Genomic DNA, 15,807 nt, shown 5'->3' on the forward strand with positions numbered 1-15,807 from the left:
AACAAGAAGAATAAGGAGGTCACCGAATATGTCATCGCAAACGAAGGTTATGGAACAATCGGATGCCCAAGCGGCGAAAGAACGCGTCACAATGGCCATAACGGGTATGACCTGCGCGGCCTGCGCCGGCAGAATTGAAAAAAACTTGTCGAAGCTGGAAGGCGTTGCGCAGGCGGGAGTGAACCTGGCCACGGAAAAGGCGAATGTCACGTTTGACCCGGCCAAAGTGTCGGTCGGCAAACTGATCGAAACCGTTAAAAAAACCGGCTACGGGGTGCGTGAGGAAAAGGCGGTGCTTTCCATCAGCGGCATGACTTGTGCAGCCTGCGCGACGCGGGTGGAGAAAGGTCTGCAGAAAGTGGAAGGGGTATTAAAGGCCAATGTGAACCTGGCAACCGAAAAAGCGACGGTCGAGTTTATTCCCGGTCAAGCGGACATTGACACACTTGTTGCCGCGGTCAAAAAGGCCGGGTACGGAGCCAAAAAAGCGGAGGATGTATCTGTCGACAACGAACGGGAAGCGCGTGAAAAGGTGTACAGAACGCAGCGCAATAAATTTTGGATCGGTGCTCTACTATCCGTTTTGTTCCTTCCTCAGATGGTTTCGGACTTGGGGATCCGGTATGGTGTCAATGTCGGCTTTGAATTTCACCTGAATCCCTGGATACAGTTTTTGCTTGCGACACCCGTTCAGTTCTATGTCGGCGGTCATTTTTACAGCGACGCGTACAAGGCGCTGCGCGGCAGAAGCGCGAATATGGCGGTGCTGGTTGCTTTGGGTACTTCCGCGGCTTATTTTTACAGCTTGGTTGCGACGGTGCTGGGCCTCGATATCGGACTTTACTACGAAGCCGCAGCGATTGTCATTACATTGATTGTACTTGGCAAAGTTCTTGAAATCAGAGCGAAAGGGCAGACTTCGGAAGCGATCAAAAAATTGATGGGACTTCAGGCCAAAGCAGCCCGTGTCATCCGTGACGGCCAGGAACTGGACATCCCGATTGAGGACGTGGTGGCAGGCGATGTGATTTTCGTTCGTGCCGGCGAGAAGATTCCGGTCGATGGGGAAGTTGTGGAAGGCAGCAGTTCCGTTGACGAATCGATGCTGACCGGTGAAAGCATGCCCGTGACCAAAAATGTGGGCGACGCGGTGATCGGGGCTACCGTAAATAAACACGGGTCTTTTAAATTCAAGGCCACCAAAGTCGGCAAGGATACCGCGTTGGCCCAAATTATCAAGCTCGTTGAAGAAGCGCAGGGATCGAAAGCGCCGATTCAGAAATTGGCGGATCAAATCTCCGGTGTTTTTGTGCCGATTGTGATCGGGATTGCGTTCCTTACTTTTGCCGTGACGTATTTCTTGGTCGGCTTTGCCCCCGCACTGATCAGTGCGGTAGCCGTCCTGGTGATTGCCTGCCCATGCGCCCTTGGTCTGGCCACGCCTACCGCTGTCATGGTCGGGACGGGCAAAGGGGCGGAGATCGGCGTTCTGGTCAAGAGTGCGGAGCATTTGGAGAGCGCCCATCGGGTAGGCACCGTTGTTTTGGATAAAACGGGAACGATCACCAAAGGTGAGCCGGAAGTGACGGATATCGTCGTCGCAGCCGGAAATTACTCCGAAGATGAACTGCTTCAATTGGCCGCGACAGCCGAAAGGGGCTCCGAGCATCCATTAGGCGAAGCGATCGTGAACGGGGCCAAGGCAAAGGGATTGCCGTTAGGCGAAACGTCGCATTTCAACGCCATTCCGGGCCACGGCATCGAGGTGGAAATTGAGCACAAAAACATCCTTATCGGCAATAAGAAGTTGATGCGTCAACGCAACGTATCGATTGAGGCGATTCTTGAACAAATGGAAATGTTGGAGGGCCAGGGGAAAACGGCGATGCTTATGGCGGTGAACGGCCAGCTGGCCGGCATGATTGCGGTGGCCGATACGGTGAAAGAAACGTCGGCGGAAGCGATTAAGCGTTTGAAAGCTATGGGTATCGAGGTGATCATGATCACGGGCGACAACAAGCGAACGGCGGATGCCATTGCGAAGCAGGTGGGAGTCGATCGCGTTCTGGCGGAAGTTTTGCCGGAAGACAAATCGGCTGAAGTGGAGAAATTGAAACAGGAAGGCAAAGTGGTGGCCATGGTCGGGGATGGCATTAACGATGCGCCGGCCCTTGTCGCGGCCCACATCGGAATAGCGATCGGCACGGGGACCGACGTGGCGATCGAGGCGGCCGACGTCACCTTGATGCGCGGCGATCTGATGGGCATTGTGGACACCATCCGTCTGTCGAAAGCCACGATGCGCAAAATTCGGCAGAATCTGTTTTGGGCATTTGCCTACAATATCATTTTGATTCCGGTTGCCGCGCTCGGATTGCTGAATCCGGTGCTTGCCGGAGCCGCAATGGCGTTCAGTTCCGTATCCGTTGTAGGAAATACCCTGTTCCTGAGGCGCTGGCAACCGATTTCGGTATAGAAAAAGGGTTGCCTCCTCATTTTACCCGCATATCCGTAAAATTTCGCGAATTCGACACAAATAAACTACAATGTGTAGTTTTTTCGAAAATCTCGTTTATCAGGAAACGGGTTGGGTAATATATACAAGTGGTCCTGCAAAAAGGCCAACAATCAAAGGAGGTAGTGTGAATGTCTCACGAGCAATTTAAGCAGTGCATCGAGGAATGTTTACGTTGTATGCAAGAATGCAACCATTGTTACGACGCTTGCCTGAACGAGGAAAACGTCCAGATGATGCGCGATTGCATCCGCCTGGATCGCGAATGCGCGGATATTTGCGCGTTTGCCGCTCAGGCTATGTCCCGCAACAGCCGGTTTGCCGCACAAATTTGCCAACTCTGCGCGACGATCTGTGAAGCTTGCGGCAATGAGTGCAACAAGCATGCGGCTCACTCCGACCATTGCAAGCGGTGTGCGGAAGCTTGTCTGAGGTGCGCGGAAGCCTGCCGCAGAATGGCCGGCTAAAATACTTATATGAACGTGTTCGGCTGCAACATTTACCCCCTCTGCAAACAGAGGGGGTAAATTTATGCCTTTTTGGATGTTCCTGCTCTTGATTTCATTAATTGTACACATATTTTTCACGTTTTGAACAAACCTTTGGTTTACACTCGTAAGCAGGAAATCATCGCAAAATTGCGGTTCTTCGATGGAAGGGGATCATAGAAGTTGAAAGGGTCATTTTATCGAACGGTGCTGCTCATGGCGTTTTTGCTTGCCGCAGGCTCCGGAGCGGCATATGCCGATGTGTCAAACGGTCTCATGATCACGAACATCGCGTTTGACAGTCAATACGCGAACGAGAAGAGCGAGCTGTCGCTCCAAGTCATTCAGGTATGGGTAAAAGAGGGCGATGTCGGCGCGCTCGATGAATTTGCGCCCGTTACGAATGCGGTCGTGAAGGTGACATTGACCAAGGGCGGCCGCCAAATCGAGGTCGACCCTTCTCACGTGAAAGACGGGAACTATAAAGGCACGGTGATTTTTCCGGAACCGGGAAAATGGGACGTGAGAGTGAATGCGAATTTACGGGACAGCCTCAATCATCGCGAGGAGGTTATGCGAACAACGCTGGATGTGGACGGGCCGCGCTCCGAAGAAGAGCAGGCCGGCAAACTGGATAAACCATCGCCTTCTGCTGATAATTTGTCCGGCAAGCCAGCCGCGCCGCCTGCGTTTGTGGTGATTGTCGGCTTGCTGTCGGCCGCCTTGGTCATCGGTTTTGGCGCGTTGTGGACGCGTAGAAAGAAACGGGAGGGATAAAGCATGGGCTGCTGCGGAACGCCATCGCACCGGAACAAAAAAACGGGGCACGATCACAATCCGAAACCGCTTGATTTGAAACCGCTGGATCTGCTGAAAATTCGGCTGGCAAAGGGCGAAATTTCGTTTGAGGAATACGAGAAAATGAAAGTTGTGCTGCAACAGTAAGCGCAACACATTTTGATCAAATTTTGAACACATTAATCCGCTATAGTGGAAATTGAACTTCTACCATCATTCCACAAGGAGGATATGAAATGGCATTAGTATCGCCAAGACCGAAAATTGCACGCAATATCACGGACCTGATCGGAAGAACCCCTTTACTGCGTTTAAATCGTTTGAGCAACCAAACGGGAGTGCAAGTGCTCGCCAAGCTTGAATATTTCAACCCGCTGGGCAGTGTGAAAGACAGGTTGGGGCATGCGATGATTCAAGCGGCTGAGGAGCAGGGGTTGCTCGATCAAGACTCCGTCATCATTGAACCGACAAGCGGGAATACGGGGATTGCGCTTGCATTTGTATGTGCGGCCAAAGGGTACCGGTGCAAATTAGTCATGCCGGACACGATGAGCGTAGAGCGGCGGAATTTGTTAAAAGCGCTTGGCGCGGAACTGGTGCTCACTGAGGGAGCAAAGGGAATGAAAGGCGCCATAGCCGTTGCCGAACAATTGACGGCCGAAACGCCGAATGCCTTTATGCCGCAGCAGTTCAACAATCCAGCCAATCCCGAAGTTCATCGGAAAACAACCGCCGAAGAAATATGGGAAGACACCGGAGGGCTGGTTGATATTTTAATCAGCGGAATCGGAACCGGCGGCACGATCACAGGTGTTTCGGAGACAATCAAGGAGCGGAAGTCATCCTTTTATTCCATCGCGGTTGAACCGGCCGCTTCCCCTGTTTTGTCGGGCGGAGAACCGGGACCGCACAAAATTCAAGGCATCGGCGCAGGTTTTGTACCCGGGGTTCTAAATACCGAGATTTATGATGAAGTGATTACAGTCACGAACGAAGATGCCATTGAAGCCGCGAGGCGGGTTGCGAGGGAAGAAGGCATTCTCGTCGGCATTTCTTCGGGAGCGGCATTGCATGCGGCGGCTGTTGCAGCCGGCCGTCCGGAGCATAAGGGGAAAGTCATGGTCGTCATTTTACCGGACACCGGAGAACGCTATCTTTCCACGGTTTTATTTCAAGATTAAATAGGGAGGGTTTCAGATGTCCTGGCTAACAATCGGATTGCTTTTGGCTTGCCCCCTGATGATGTTTTTTTGTATGAGAGGGATGTCGGGCGGACACAAGAACGCAAAGCCCCATTCAGACCATGACGGCGTCTCGCAAAAAGAGCTTCAGGAGCTTCAAATCAGTATGGCGGATTTAATGGAGCAAAATCACAGGCTGTCAAAGGAAGTTCAATCCTTGAAAGAAAACGCGTCAAACGTGATTGAACTCGAAGAGGAAAAGAACAAGAGGGTAATATCCTGATTCTCATTGATCAACGACTGCAGCAGCGTATTAAAAAAAACGAACGGAAAAAGCGGACTGCCTGTTGAGGACAGTTCGCTTTTTCATGCTTTGCAATGGTGGCACCCGCGTCCATGGCAACAACAACATATACCCGAACCGTTGAGACACCAGCCCGGATAAACACGGCAAATGCCTAGGTGTTCCGCCAATTGCAATTTCATAAATTGCACACATGGTTTTCACGTTTTAAACAAACTTTTGGTTTAAACTCGTAAGCAATCGTGCTTTGCCGAACAAGGAGGAATGGCGGATGTGGTTTCCGGGACCCGTTTTGTTTAACATTGGACCGTTGCCGATCAATACGTTGGGTGTTTCCGTGGCCCTTGCCACACTTATCGCGATTTGGATGATGACCAGGACGGCCAGAAAAGAAGGGATCCAGCCTCCGGATGTGATGATGGACGTTGCCGTCCTCGGTGTGCTCGGCGGGATGATTGGAGCAAGACTGTGGTATGTGCTGTTCAACTGGGATTATTATGTTGAGAATCCGATGGAGATTTTCATGATCTGGATGGGAGGCTTGGCGATTCAAGGGGGAATTCTGGGCGGTACTTTGATCGGAATTTGGATTGCAAAAAAGAAGAAACTGCCGGTTTGGCAGGTAGCGGATATAGTGGCCCCGGCATTGATTCTCGGCATGGCGATCGGCCGTTTCTCCGATTTCCTAACCGGAGATGCTTATGGGATTCCAAGCGATTCGATCTTTGCCGTATCCTATCCACCCGGAACGTATGTCTATAATGTTTTCGGCAGCACGCCGGTCTTTCCTGCGCCGTTGTTTGAGGCGTTCGGTGATTTGATCATTTTGGGTATTTTACTGTTCATGAAAAACCGCAACCCTTTTCGCGGATTCCTGTTCCTGCTGATGCTGGCTCTCTATTCGGCTTCACGGTTTACGCTCGAGTTTTGGAGAGGGGACAGTCTGCGGACGATATATGACCTTAAAGTAGCCCAATTAACCGCTTTGGCGACGATTTTGATTGCTGCAGGTTTTATGATCTGGCGCATCAAACAGATAAGACATCTTAACGAAATATATAGAGCGGAATAAACGTAAACGAAGCGATAAGGTTGTGACCCTTGTCGCTTTCTTTGAGGCCCAACGCCGCCTAAAAAACATTCATCTGGAATCGGTGAGAAATAGTATGGATGCCAACATTATATTCGGAGGTTCAATTGCAGCGGCTTTTATCGCGGGGATTATTGCTTTGTTTGCGCCCTGCTGCATTTCGGTTATGCTCCCGGCCTATTTTGCAAACACTTTTCAGAATCGCCGCATGCTGATCGGTATGACTTTTCTGTTCGCCGCAGGTGTGGCGACCATTATTTTACCGATCACCATGGGAGCGGCTTTCCTTGTTCGTTTCATCAACGCTCAGCACACGCTCATTTATATTACGGGCGGCTTCTTATTGCTTTTATTGGCGGCTTATGTTCTCCTGGGGGGGCAAATCCACCTTCCAATGCCGGGAAGGCGCGCCGGAGGGAAAGCCGGCCCTTTAAGCACTTATTTTCTCGGTGTTTTCTCGGGAATAGCCAGTTCATGCTGCGCTCCCGTATTGGCGGGTGTTATTGCTTTATCCGCTTTCGCTTCATCCTTCGGGCTTGTATTGTTATTAGGCATTGCTTACGTATCGGGAATGGTCGCGCCTCTGCTCCTGATTTCGCTGCTTTGGGAGCGTTATGACTGGAGCAAGAGCCGTCTCTTTCGCCCTTGGTCAGTCACGTGGAAGCTTGGGCCGTGGCAGCGCACGCTGACCGCCACAGGCTTGGCAACCGGCGTTTTAATGTCGGTCATGGGAGCCGGTGCGATCTGGATAGGGCTGACCCAGGATGCGATGCGATCCTCCGGCGGCTGGCAAGCTGCGGTCGCCCTGCGTCTGCAGAGCTTCGCCCGTGTCCTCACGAATGCGCTGGCCTGGATGCCCAATTGGGTGGCGGCCCTGATCCTTCTAACTGCCCTCATTTTCCTGGCGATGCGTGTGATGAAGCTTATGAAAGGGGATAACGACAGCGGTGGATAAAATGAAATTTAAGCGAAACATTCCAAGATCAAGCTTTAAATGGCCAGGCATTGTCTTGTTGGCTGTCAGTGCTTTAGCACTCCTTTTTTATTTTACGAACGCTGATAAAGGTACCGAGGGTGGGAGCGCCGGGCCTGAGAAGAAATACCGCTTTTCCGTTGGCACGCCCAAGGCAGGTGACAAAGCCCCCGATATTGTGCTGCCGTCTACGGCAGATTCCATGTTTGATCTGTCTTCTTTGAAGGGACAAACCGTCCTGCTGTTCTTCCAAGAGGGCATCATGTGCCAGCCTTGCTGGGACCAGGTGAGACAAATTGAAACATCGTTTGACCCATTCAAGTCGCTTGGCATTGACACGATCGTCACGATTTCTACAGATCCCCTGAAGGAGCTGAAGCAGAAAGTTGAGATGGAACGCCTGTCAACGCTGTTTTTGTCGGATGAGTCCGTCCAAGTATCCGAGGCCTACACGACCAATCGGTATACGATGATGGGGAAAAACTACAACGGCCACTCCTTCATCGTTGTAGGCCCCGATGGCACGATCAAATGGCGTGCTGATTATGGCGGATCTCCCGATTACACGATGTATGTGCCCGTTTCCAATCTGTTGGCCGATATGGCAGACGGTTTACAAGGCGAGGGGGAGCAGGCAGGGTGATAAAAGTAACGGTGCTGACCCAAAAGAGTTGTGCATTCTGCGACGATGCCGAAGTATTATTCGAGCGTCTGAAGATGGACTATCCGTTATCGATCTCGTTCATCGATCTGAGTTCCCCTGAAGGACATGAGCTTGCGGTTGAAGGGGGAGTGTTGTTCCCGCCGGGAATTTTCCTGGAAGAGCGACTGTTTTCGGATGGTCCCCCCTCGGAGAGGAAATTGCGGAGTGAAATTGAGCGGCGGCTGTGCATTCTAAAAGGCTCTCCTTCCGATCAATGATCGGAAGGAGGCCTTTTTATTCATTAGGCGCCTCATATCGTTAACGAAGCGGGGTGCTATGTTACCGCAAACTTGTTCCGCATTCCAAACAAAATTTTGATCCCGCAGGAGTTTCATGTCCGCACTTGCCGCAAATGTTTGGGGTTAAGGATTGCCCGCACTGCGAACAATATCTGCTGTACTCCGGATTCGCCGTCTTGCAGGAATTGCATATAACCATGGTTTGCTGTTGTTGCGGCGCGGCGTTTGTACGGTTGTAATTGCCCTCATATTCGGGCCGCCTTCCATGTTTATCGTAATCATTGTAATGTCCATGATGGCTGCCGCGATGATGGTCATTATATCCATGATGTTTGTTGTGGTGGCCCCCATGATGTCCGTCAGTAAGCAATGATTTTATTATTTTCTTGAAACTCATAAACAAATCACTCCTTATCTTTGTTAACAACCAGCTCAATTGTACCATTAGTTTAATGAATGAACAAGTATTCATGTATATGCAGTGCCTCTATTTAGCGGGATTTTTTCTTCCGAATAACCGGTCGTCGGCGGACAAATAACGTTTCTCCTCGGCAGAGTCCCCATCCTTGTTTTGTTCGGCCGCAGTGAATGTGCGTTCTTCTCCCAACGGCAAACGCAAGGGACCCCAAAATCGGAGCAAAAATAAGACTGCACTAATAAGTATGGCTGCCAAGCCATAAACGATCCAGGGCACCAGTGATGTTGCGCCGAAGCTCAACAATTGGGCGCCCGCAAATTTGCCTAGTCCTTCACCTAACCCGGAAACAAAATTGGTGAGTCCGAAGAAAACACCGATCATCCTGGCGTTAGCCATAACGGAAACGGTGCTGTCAATGGTCGGCACGATCAGCATTTCGCCGATGATGAAAATAACGCCGCTCGCCAAAAGGGAATAAAAGTTGGTTGACCAGTACAACGAACCCAACCCTGCGCCGATAAACAACATTCCAAATCCGAGTGAGAAAAGGGAAGGGATTCTGTTTAAAATCCATCGGGAAATCGGAGTTTGCAAAAAAATAACGATGATGCTGTTGACAGTCCAAATCAAACTGACAATACTGGGATCCGGCAATATTTCCGATGCCCGAAGCGGAACACTTAATGATAGCTGCGTATATAACGCCCAGACGAAAACAATAACAATAGAAAAAACGACAAAACCTTTATTGTTCCAAATATCCGCATAAGAGGACAGCGGAATAGCCTTGCAAGGCTGTTCCCCGCAAGACTTGGGCAAAAACATCCAGCTTATAAGGCCGAGTACAACGAATAAGCCCGCCGCAGTGAAAAAACTGAGTGCGGATGCACCGCCCAAAACAAAATAAGTCAACAGGCCCGCGGCTGCTGTGCCGATGTTTGCAGCTATACCTCGGAAGGAAAAAGCAGTTGTCCGGGTATTGCCCCCGGATATCAGAGAAGCGATAGCCGCCTTCGTGGAGGGGGCGTTCAAACCGACCCCCAAACCGCTTAACAACGCTATGCCAAGCAGCAACCACAATGAATCAAACCATACGTATCCGACCAACGACGCCGCATTAAGCCAGGCTCCCAGCGCAATGACGGTCCGTCGCCCGACCCGGTCCGCCAAGTACCCGCCCAGCAAGCTTCCGCCCTGAAAGGAAAACGGAGCAGCCGCCAGTACCAATCCGATTTCCGTTACCGACAGCCCTTTGTTCAATTTCAAAAATATCGGAAGCAGAGGCGCTATCATATAGGTTCCCAGATGAGACAAGAGTACTCCGAGGAGCAGTGTGTTCATGGAGCGTTTGCCGCTTTGAACAGGAAGCGTATCTGCCATCGTTATCACTACCTTGCCGTGGAGTAATTGTCTAATGAGTATCAGCGCACCGGCCGTATTTTATTCATCAGGAAACATCGACAGACAAAAAATTCAGCTTCAATGCTTGAGAAAACCGATCTTTTATTTGCTTCTTGAGTCGATGGGTCTCATCAATAGTTAAGGATGGTTCGGCGGTTAGGTGAACAGAAGAACAATGCTGACAACGATAAAATCGTTGGCCGCTCGGACACAGTTGAACGAGGTCGACTGATTGTCTTTGACAAGCCTCTAGAACAACAAATATGATATAGGTCGGGAGGGTTGGGGGATGGCTCCTGACTCATAACTATGAAAGGGAGTGGATCCTTGCTTCGTTATTATGTCATGGCGGCAATTGCATTGATCGTGGATCAAATCATCAAGTGGAGTGTGGCCACTTATATGGATATCGGACAAAGGATACCGATGATCCCGGGATTCATTCAACTCACCTCTATACGCAATCGGGGTGCGGCGTTCGGTATTTTGCAAAACCAGCGGTTATTTTTTATCGTAATCACGGCTATTGTGCTGGTCGGCATTGTCGTCTACTTGCGGAAAACGTATCGGGAACAAAAACTTCTTTCCTCCGCTTTAGCCTTGATCCTTGCCGGAGCGCTCGGAAATTTTGTCGACCGTGCACGAAATGGCGAAGTTGTCGATATGCTTGAATTCACTTTCATTAATTATCCGGTCTTTAATGTGGCCGATGTTTTTATCGTAACCGGCGTCATCATGGTGATGATCGATACGATAAGACAATCCGTAAAGGAAAAAGCCGGCACCGGGAAGATGCCTCCGGGACAATCGGCGGAATAACATTAAAAAGGGAGATTCGAAATGCGATTTTTTAAAAACACGGGATGGCTGACGATTACGGGTTCGTCTTTGCTGCCTGCTCAAGTTTTTGCGCACGGAGCGGAGGAAGAACCAAAAACGGGGGTTGCACTGAGTACCTATTTTTTGATCGGTACCGGCGTCCTTTTTGTGCTGTTTCTGATTTTATACTGGTTGGCTGCAACCAAGGCAAAACAGCTGCATAATGCGAAAAAACAAGAGGAGCGTAACAGGCGGCAGCAATTGTCGAAGACCGCAAACCGGTTCCGGGCGGCGTGGATATTGTCGCTGGTGGGAGTCGTTATAAGCGGAGCGGCTGGTTCCGTTGGCGGCGGAACAAATGAAATGTCCGTGCCGCATATTCATGGTCTCGGTTACTCAGTCGACGGAGAGCGGCTGTTAATGCCCGCGCACGAAGGCATTATGGCATTTTCCGAGGGGCATTGGTCCCAGGGACCGGGGGAGAAACACGATTATATGGGCTTCTCCGCGGTGGAGGACGGGTTTTACAGCAGCGGGCACCCCGCTCCCGGTTCAGACAAGAAGAATCCTTTCGGCGTGGTGAAAAGCACGGATGAAGGAAAAAGCTTTCAAACGCTTGCGGTATATGGGGAAACCGATTTCCATCTCATGGGTGCAGGTTATAAGACGAAGGCAATTTATGTCGTCAACCCCCAACCCAATTCGCAAATGAAGTCTCCCGGCCTTTACTATTCGAAGGATGAAGGGAAAACCTGGACGCAAAGCGGAATGCAAGGCATGGCCGGCGATCCCGCGGCGATTGCCGTCCATCCGACCAACGACACGGTGGTCGCGATCGGCACGGAGCAGGGATTGTTTGTTTCACAAGACAGCGGACAGAATTTCGAGAAGCTGTCCGACGCGCAGGTAACTTCCCTGTTTTTTAATGAACAAGGCTCGTTATTTATCGGAAGCTATCGGGCCCCTGCGGCTTCGCTCCTTCAACTTGATATTGATACCAAACAGACGGTTGAGATGAAAATTCCTGAATTAACGGAAGACGCCGTCGCCTATTTCGCGCAAAATCCGAAAAATCCGAAGGAGCTTGCGTTTGCAACCTTCAAATCCGATGTGTTTAGATCCGGCGATTCCGGAGAAACCTGGACCAAAATCGCCGATCAGGGCAAAGGGAAAATGGGGGACTGACCGCACACGCGGCGGATCCCCTTACAGAATGGAGATCATAAAGAGCCCAAGCGCCCAGCCGCAAAGGAATCCGATAGCACCTCTTCGAGCCCCGCTTTCTTTCCAGGCGGGGCTTAATATTTCAAAAAAGGTGACATAAATAATCGTTCCGATTGCGACACCCAGCATGAAAGACAAAATCGATGGGAAAACGATGCCGAAGACGTATCCCAGGCCGGCACCCAGCCCTGTAGGGACGGCAACCATGACGGCCGTGATGAGAATGGCTGACGGGCGAACCTTCGACAGCGCCAGGGGAAGGCCCAGAGCTAGTCCTTCCGGTACGGAATGAATGACCATCGCAAAGCTTAAATGCCGAGCGATCTGCGGTGTGCCCATTAAGCTGCTGCCTAAAGCCATGCCGGTCGGGAAATTGTGCAAGCCGACGGCAAAGGCGAGCAGCATGCCCGATTGCAGCAAGCGCTCCTGCCCGGGGTTGTTGGTCATGATAAACACTCGATGAGACAACCTGTCCATTTTTCTTGCCAACGCATAGCCTGCAAGCACGCCGATCAACGTCATGAAGAGCCCGCCTGTCCTGATACTCTCAGGAAAAATTTCAAGCCAGATGAAGGCGGCAATCGTGCCCGTACCTGCCGATACAAAAACAGGGATCATTGGTCTTCGGGCATGAACGATGCCGTAAGCAAGCAACCCGCCTGCTCCAATACCGCTTCCGCCGACTAATAACCCGAATGCGCCTGCCAGGACGATACCCGCAACCTGCATAAATGAATCCCTCCGATCTTGAAAGTCGATCGATCTCCATACCGTCTTATTTTTAGCCCAACAACCCGTGACAGCATAATATATGAGCAACTATTGATTTAAATGATTGACAACCGTGAACCAACGGCATACTATAGTAAATGATATATGAGCAATTAATCATGTATTAATCGGAAGGAGGCAGTTCCAATGGCTTCAAGTTGTTGCAGTCATGAAGATAAACAAAAACAAAAACAAAATCATAGCCATATGGAAAAAAGTTGTTGCGACCACGATCACCACGAGCATTCCCATCATGGACACAACCATGACCACGGTGACGGTCACCATCACCCGGCTCAGTTTACAAGCCAAATGGCATCTTTAACCGGGCTCCATTGCGGAGATTGCGCGACCAAACTCGAAAAGGTAATCTCCCGGATCGATGGAGTCAGTCAGATTGATGTCAATTTTGCGACCTCGAAAATGAGCGTCGGGTATGACGAATCCAAAACGGATTTCGATACGATTGTAAAAAGCGTTCGGAAATTAGGCTACGATGTTGCCCAAACGGCGAATTCCAATCAAAACATAAGCACATTCCGCATCGAAGGAATGGACTGTGCCGATTGTGCGCAGAAACTGGAGAAGAGAGTGGGGGCGATCCCTTCCGTCGTTCGTGTCAGCGTGAATTTTGGCGCAGCCAAAATGACGGTGGAGCATGACGGAAATGCCGTCGAGGCCGTTCAAAAAGCCGTCAGACAGGCGGGCTATTCCGCGATGGAAGAAAAAGAGGGCGCTGCCCGGCTGCAAACGGAGCAGCCGTTCTGGAAGAGAAACAAAAAGGCGCTCACTACCGCTATTTCCGGTGTGCTGTTTCTGCTGGCCTGGATTCCTTCCCTTATGGGGATGATGGAGGAGTCAACCGCGGCTGTCTTATACGCGGCGGCGATCGTGATCGGCGGTTACCGGATCGCCAAGAGCGGCATTTACGGGCTGCGTTCGCGGACGGTCGGCATGGATTTCCTGATGACGATTGCTGCTGTCGGAGCAGCCGTCATCGGGCTATGGGGCGAAGGGGCGGCGGTGGTGTTCCTGTTCGCTTTGGGTGAAACGCTCGAAGCCTATACGATGGACAGAACAAGAAACTCGATCCGTTCGCTCATGAATTTGGCGCCGAACACGGCGACCGTGCGCAGATCCGGACAGACGGTGACGCTGCCGGTCGAGCAAATTGCTGTCGGAGACATGATGCTGGTCAAGCCGGGTGAAAAAATCGCAATGGACGGCAAGATCGCCAAAGGCTACTCCGCGATTAACCAGGCTCCGATAACGGGAGAATCGATTCCTGTGGAGAAGGGGGCCGGCGACGATGTGTTCGCCGGAACCATCAACCAGCAAGGCGCCCTGGAGATCGAAGTGACCAAGCTGTCGAAGGACAATACGCTCTCCCGGATTATTCACCTCGTCGAGGAGGCGCAGGCGCAGAAAGCCCCGTCCCAACGCTTCGTCGACGTGTTCTCCAAATACTATACCCCCGCCGTCATTGCGGTGGCGGTCGGAATTGCGACGATTCCGACGCTGATGTTCGGTCAGCCTTTCGACGTCTGGTTCTACCGGGCGCTCATGCTGCTCGTCGTTTCGTGCCCGTGCGCACTGGTCATTTCCACGCCTGTATCGATTGTTTCGGCGATCGGCAATGCCGCAAGGAACGGAATCCTGATCAAAGGCGGCGCGCATCTGGAACGGCTCGGCACCATCACAGCCGTCGCGTTCGACAAGACCGGAACCTTGACTGCCGGGGTGCCGCAGGTCGAAGAAGTCATTCCGCTCGGTGGAAGCGGCTCTTCCGATGTATTGGCCATCGCCGCTAGCGTGGAAGCCATGTCCGAACATCCGGTAGCGGAAGCCATTGTGCGCAAGGCAAGGCAAGAGGGAATCGGCATCCCCGAATGCTCGGACTTCACTTCCGTAACCGGAAAAGGCGCACAGGCGGAAATTGACGGAACGGTATACCACATCGGCAATCCGCGCTGGTTCCGCGACGATTTGGGCGCTTCTCTCGGCGCGATTCAGTTACAAATCGACCGCCTCCAGCAAAAAGGCCAGACGGTGATGCTTCTTGGGACGAAGGAGCAGGTGATGGCGATCATTACCGTCGCCGACGAAATCAGGGCGAACAGCAAGGCTGCGATCAAGGAACTGCAAGCGGCCGGTATGAAGAAGATCGTCATGCTTACCGGGGATAACCAGGGCACGGCCAAGGCGGTTGCCGCCAAGCTGGGAGGCATTGATTACCGGGCCGAGCTGCTTCCCCAGGATAAAGTGTCGTCCATTAAAGAGCTGATGGAGCAGGAGAATGGTGTGGCGATGGTCGGGGACGGCGTGAACGATGCCCCTGCGCTTGCCGTTTCGACGGTCGGGATCGCCATGGGCGCCGCGGGTACGGATACCGCGCTGGAGACGGCGGATGTCGCTTTAATGGCCGACGATCTTTCCAAGCTGCCCTATGCCGTCGGTTTAAGCCGCCGCGCACTGCGCATCATTAAACAAAATATTACGTTCTCGTTGCTCGTGAAGGCGGTTTTTATGGTTTTGATTTTCATGGGTTGGTCCACGCTGTGGATGGCAGTGTTGGCCGATACCGGAAGTTCGCTGCTTGTCATTGCCAATGGCATGCGTTTGCTGCGGACGCAAAGAAATCCGCTGGATCGGCAAGGGACAGAGGGGCGCCAGCCCGCCGGCACAACCGCCCAGCATGCCGCGAGATAATGGAACGCCCCTGCAAAATGTTGAATTGCAGGGGTTTTTTACGATAAAATCGGGTATTATCCATTTGAACCAGGGAATCCTGTGGGCAGTGTCAGTGACGATAGCCGTCGCAAACACCTCATTAAAACCTGCAAAGGAGCTAACGATATGGGTCAAAAAAACAATCCGAATCAT

The 15,807-nt window shown here is 51.6% G+C and carries 16 protein-coding genes; 13 read left to right on the top strand and 3 right to left on the bottom strand.

Translation table 11 applies throughout. The features are described 5' to 3' along the window. The first annotated feature begins 28 nt into the window (after positions 1-28). The 10 genes from RWM61_RS03780 to RWM61_RS03825 all read left to right on the top strand — a co-directional run bounded on the left by RWM61_RS03780 (position 29) and on the right by RWM61_RS03825 (position 8,270). A complete protein-coding gene (locus RWM61_RS03780) occupies positions 29-2,476 on the top strand; it encodes a heavy metal translocating P-type ATPase (protein WP_313997555.1) in 2,448 nt (815 codons plus the stop codon). Between the two features lie 170 nt (positions 2,477-2,646). Then, the gene (locus RWM61_RS03785; RefSeq protein WP_313997557.1) at positions 2,647-2,982 is read left to right on the top strand and encodes a four-helix bundle copper-binding protein; all 336 of its coding nucleotides are present in this window, start codon (positions 2,647-2,649) and stop codon (positions 2,980-2,982) included. A 204-nt stretch (positions 2,983-3,186) separates the two neighbouring features. Next, a complete protein-coding gene (locus RWM61_RS03790; protein WP_313997560.1) occupies positions 3,187-3,780 on the top strand; it encodes a FixH family protein in 594 nt (197 codons plus the stop codon). 3 nt (positions 3,781-3,783) lie between these two features. Beyond that, positions 3,784-3,948 (top strand): hypothetical protein, encoded by a 165-nt coding sequence (locus tag RWM61_RS03795; RefSeq protein ID WP_313997562.1) that lies wholly within the window; start codon positions 3,784-3,786, stop codon positions 3,946-3,948. 89 nt (positions 3,949-4,037) lie between these two features. After that, on the top strand, positions 4,038-4,982 hold the full coding sequence (gene cysK, locus RWM61_RS03800; RefSeq protein ID WP_313997564.1) for a cysteine synthase A: 945 nt from the start codon (positions 4,038-4,040) through the stop codon (positions 4,980-4,982). Between the two features lie 16 nt (positions 4,983-4,998). After that, positions 4,999-5,265 carry a DUF2933 domain-containing protein gene (locus RWM61_RS03805; RefSeq protein WP_313997566.1) on the top strand — a complete coding sequence of 89 codons (267 nt, stop codon included), beginning with the start codon at positions 4,999-5,001 and terminating at the stop codon, positions 5,263-5,265. Positions 5,266-5,557: 292 nt separating this feature from the next. Next, positions 5,558-6,358 carry a prolipoprotein diacylglyceryl transferase gene (lgt, locus tag RWM61_RS03810; RefSeq protein WP_313997569.1) on the top strand — a complete coding sequence of 267 codons (801 nt, stop codon included), beginning with the start codon at positions 5,558-5,560 and terminating at the stop codon, positions 6,356-6,358. Between the two features lie 94 nt (positions 6,359-6,452). Continuing rightward, the gene (locus RWM61_RS03815; RefSeq protein WP_313997571.1) at positions 6,453-7,331 is read left to right on the top strand and encodes a cytochrome c biogenesis protein CcdA; all 879 of its coding nucleotides are present in this window, start codon (positions 6,453-6,455) and stop codon (positions 7,329-7,331) included. Position 7,332: 1 nt separating this feature from the next. Continuing rightward, on the top strand, positions 7,333-7,992 hold the full coding sequence (locus RWM61_RS03820; protein ID WP_313997665.1) for a redoxin domain-containing protein: 660 nt from the start codon (positions 7,333-7,335) through the stop codon (positions 7,990-7,992). Further along, the gene (locus RWM61_RS03825; protein WP_313997572.1) at positions 7,989-8,270 is read left to right on the top strand and encodes a hypothetical protein; all 282 of its coding nucleotides are present in this window, start codon (positions 7,989-7,991) and stop codon (positions 8,268-8,270) included. Before RWM61_RS03820 ends, RWM61_RS03825 begins: the two co-directional genes overlap by 4 nt. A gap of 61 nt (positions 8,271-8,331) precedes the next feature. Here RWM61_RS03825 and RWM61_RS20210 read toward each other — a convergent pair whose 3' ends face one another. Continuing rightward, entirely contained in the window at positions 8,332-8,763 is a 432-nt protein-coding gene (locus RWM61_RS20210; RefSeq protein WP_399537833.1) for a double zinc ribbon domain-containing protein, read from the bottom strand. Positions 8,764-8,778: 15 nt separating this feature from the next. Further along, on the bottom strand, positions 8,779-10,089 hold the full coding sequence (locus RWM61_RS03830; RefSeq protein ID WP_313997574.1) for an MFS transporter: 1,311 nt from the start codon (positions 10,087-10,089) through the stop codon (positions 8,779-8,781). A gap of 330 nt (positions 10,090-10,419) precedes the next feature. Between RWM61_RS03830 and lspA the strand changes: the two genes are divergently transcribed. Both lspA and RWM61_RS03840 read left to right on the top strand, forming a co-directional pair. After that, positions 10,420-10,929: a signal peptidase II gene (gene lspA / locus RWM61_RS03835; protein ID WP_313997576.1), complete on the top strand. Its 510-nt coding sequence runs from the start codon at positions 10,420-10,422 to the stop codon at positions 10,927-10,929. A gap of 21 nt (positions 10,930-10,950) precedes the next feature. Continuing rightward, positions 10,951-12,114, top strand: coding sequence for a F510_1955 family glycosylhydrolase (locus RWM61_RS03840; protein WP_313997578.1), 1,164 nt, complete (start codon positions 10,951-10,953; stop codon positions 12,112-12,114). 21 nt (positions 12,115-12,135) lie between these two features. On the opposite strand, the gene RWM61_RS03845 is transcribed toward RWM61_RS03840, so the two are convergent. Continuing rightward, positions 12,136-12,882, bottom strand: coding sequence for a ZIP family metal transporter (locus RWM61_RS03845; RefSeq protein ID WP_313997580.1), 747 nt, complete (start codon positions 12,880-12,882; stop codon positions 12,136-12,138). A 189-nt stretch (positions 12,883-13,071) separates the two neighbouring features. Between RWM61_RS03845 and RWM61_RS03850 the strand changes: the two genes are divergently transcribed. Further along, positions 13,072-15,633, top strand: coding sequence for a heavy metal translocating P-type ATPase (locus tag RWM61_RS03850; protein WP_399537837.1), 2,562 nt, complete (start codon positions 13,072-13,074; stop codon positions 15,631-15,633). Positions 15,634-15,807: the final 174 nt, after the last annotated feature.

The sequence above is a fragment of the uncultured Paenibacillus sp. genome (genome assembly GCF_963515335.1).
Taxonomy (GTDB): domain Bacteria; phylum Bacillota; class Bacilli; order Paenibacillales; family Paenibacillaceae; genus Paenibacillus_I.

Bases quoted from the DNA above. Each gene is read 5' to 3' on its own strand.
- RWM61_RS03820 (WP_313997665.1), top strand. From the start codon at position 7,333: ATGAAATTTAAGCGAAACATTCCAAGATCAAGCTTTAAATGGCCAGGC.
- RWM61_RS03830 (WP_313997574.1), bottom strand. From the start codon at position 10,089: ATGGCAGATACGCTTCCTGTTCAAAGCGGCAAACGCTCCATGAACACA.
- RWM61_RS03780 (WP_313997555.1), top strand. From the start codon at position 29: ATGTCATCGCAAACGAAGGTTATGGAACAATCGGATGCCCAAGCGGCG.
- RWM61_RS03845 (WP_313997580.1), bottom strand. From the start codon at position 12,882: ATGCAGGTTGCGGGTATCGTCCTGGCAGGCGCATTCGGGTTATTAGTC.
- RWM61_RS03840 (WP_313997578.1), top strand. From the start codon at position 10,951: ATGCGATTTTTTAAAAACACGGGATGGCTGACGATTACGGGTTCGTCT.
- RWM61_RS03815 (WP_313997571.1), top strand. From the start codon at position 6,453: ATGGATGCCAACATTATATTCGGAGGTTCAATTGCAGCGGCTTTTATC.
- RWM61_RS03805 (WP_313997566.1), top strand. From the start codon at position 4,999: ATGTCCTGGCTAACAATCGGATTGCTTTTGGCTTGCCCCCTGATGATG.
- RWM61_RS20210 (WP_399537833.1), bottom strand. From the start codon at position 8,763: ATGAATACTTGTTCATTCATTAAACTAATGGTACAATTGAGCTGGTTG.
- RWM61_RS03785 (WP_313997557.1), top strand. From the start codon at position 2,647: ATGTCTCACGAGCAATTTAAGCAGTGCATCGAGGAATGTTTACGTTGT.
- RWM61_RS03795 (WP_313997562.1), top strand. From the start codon at position 3,784: ATGGGCTGCTGCGGAACGCCATCGCACCGGAACAAAAAAACGGGGCAC.
- cysK (WP_313997564.1), top strand. From the start codon at position 4,038: ATGGCATTAGTATCGCCAAGACCGAAAATTGCACGCAATATCACGGAC.
- lgt (WP_313997569.1), top strand. From the start codon at position 5,558: ATGTGGTTTCCGGGACCCGTTTTGTTTAACATTGGACCGTTGCCGATC.
- RWM61_RS03850 (WP_399537837.1), top strand. From the start codon at position 13,072: ATGGCTTCAAGTTGTTGCAGTCATGAAGATAAACAAAAACAAAAACAA.
- lspA (WP_313997576.1), top strand. From the start codon at position 10,420: ATGAAAGGGAGTGGATCCTTGCTTCGTTATTATGTCATGGCGGCAATT.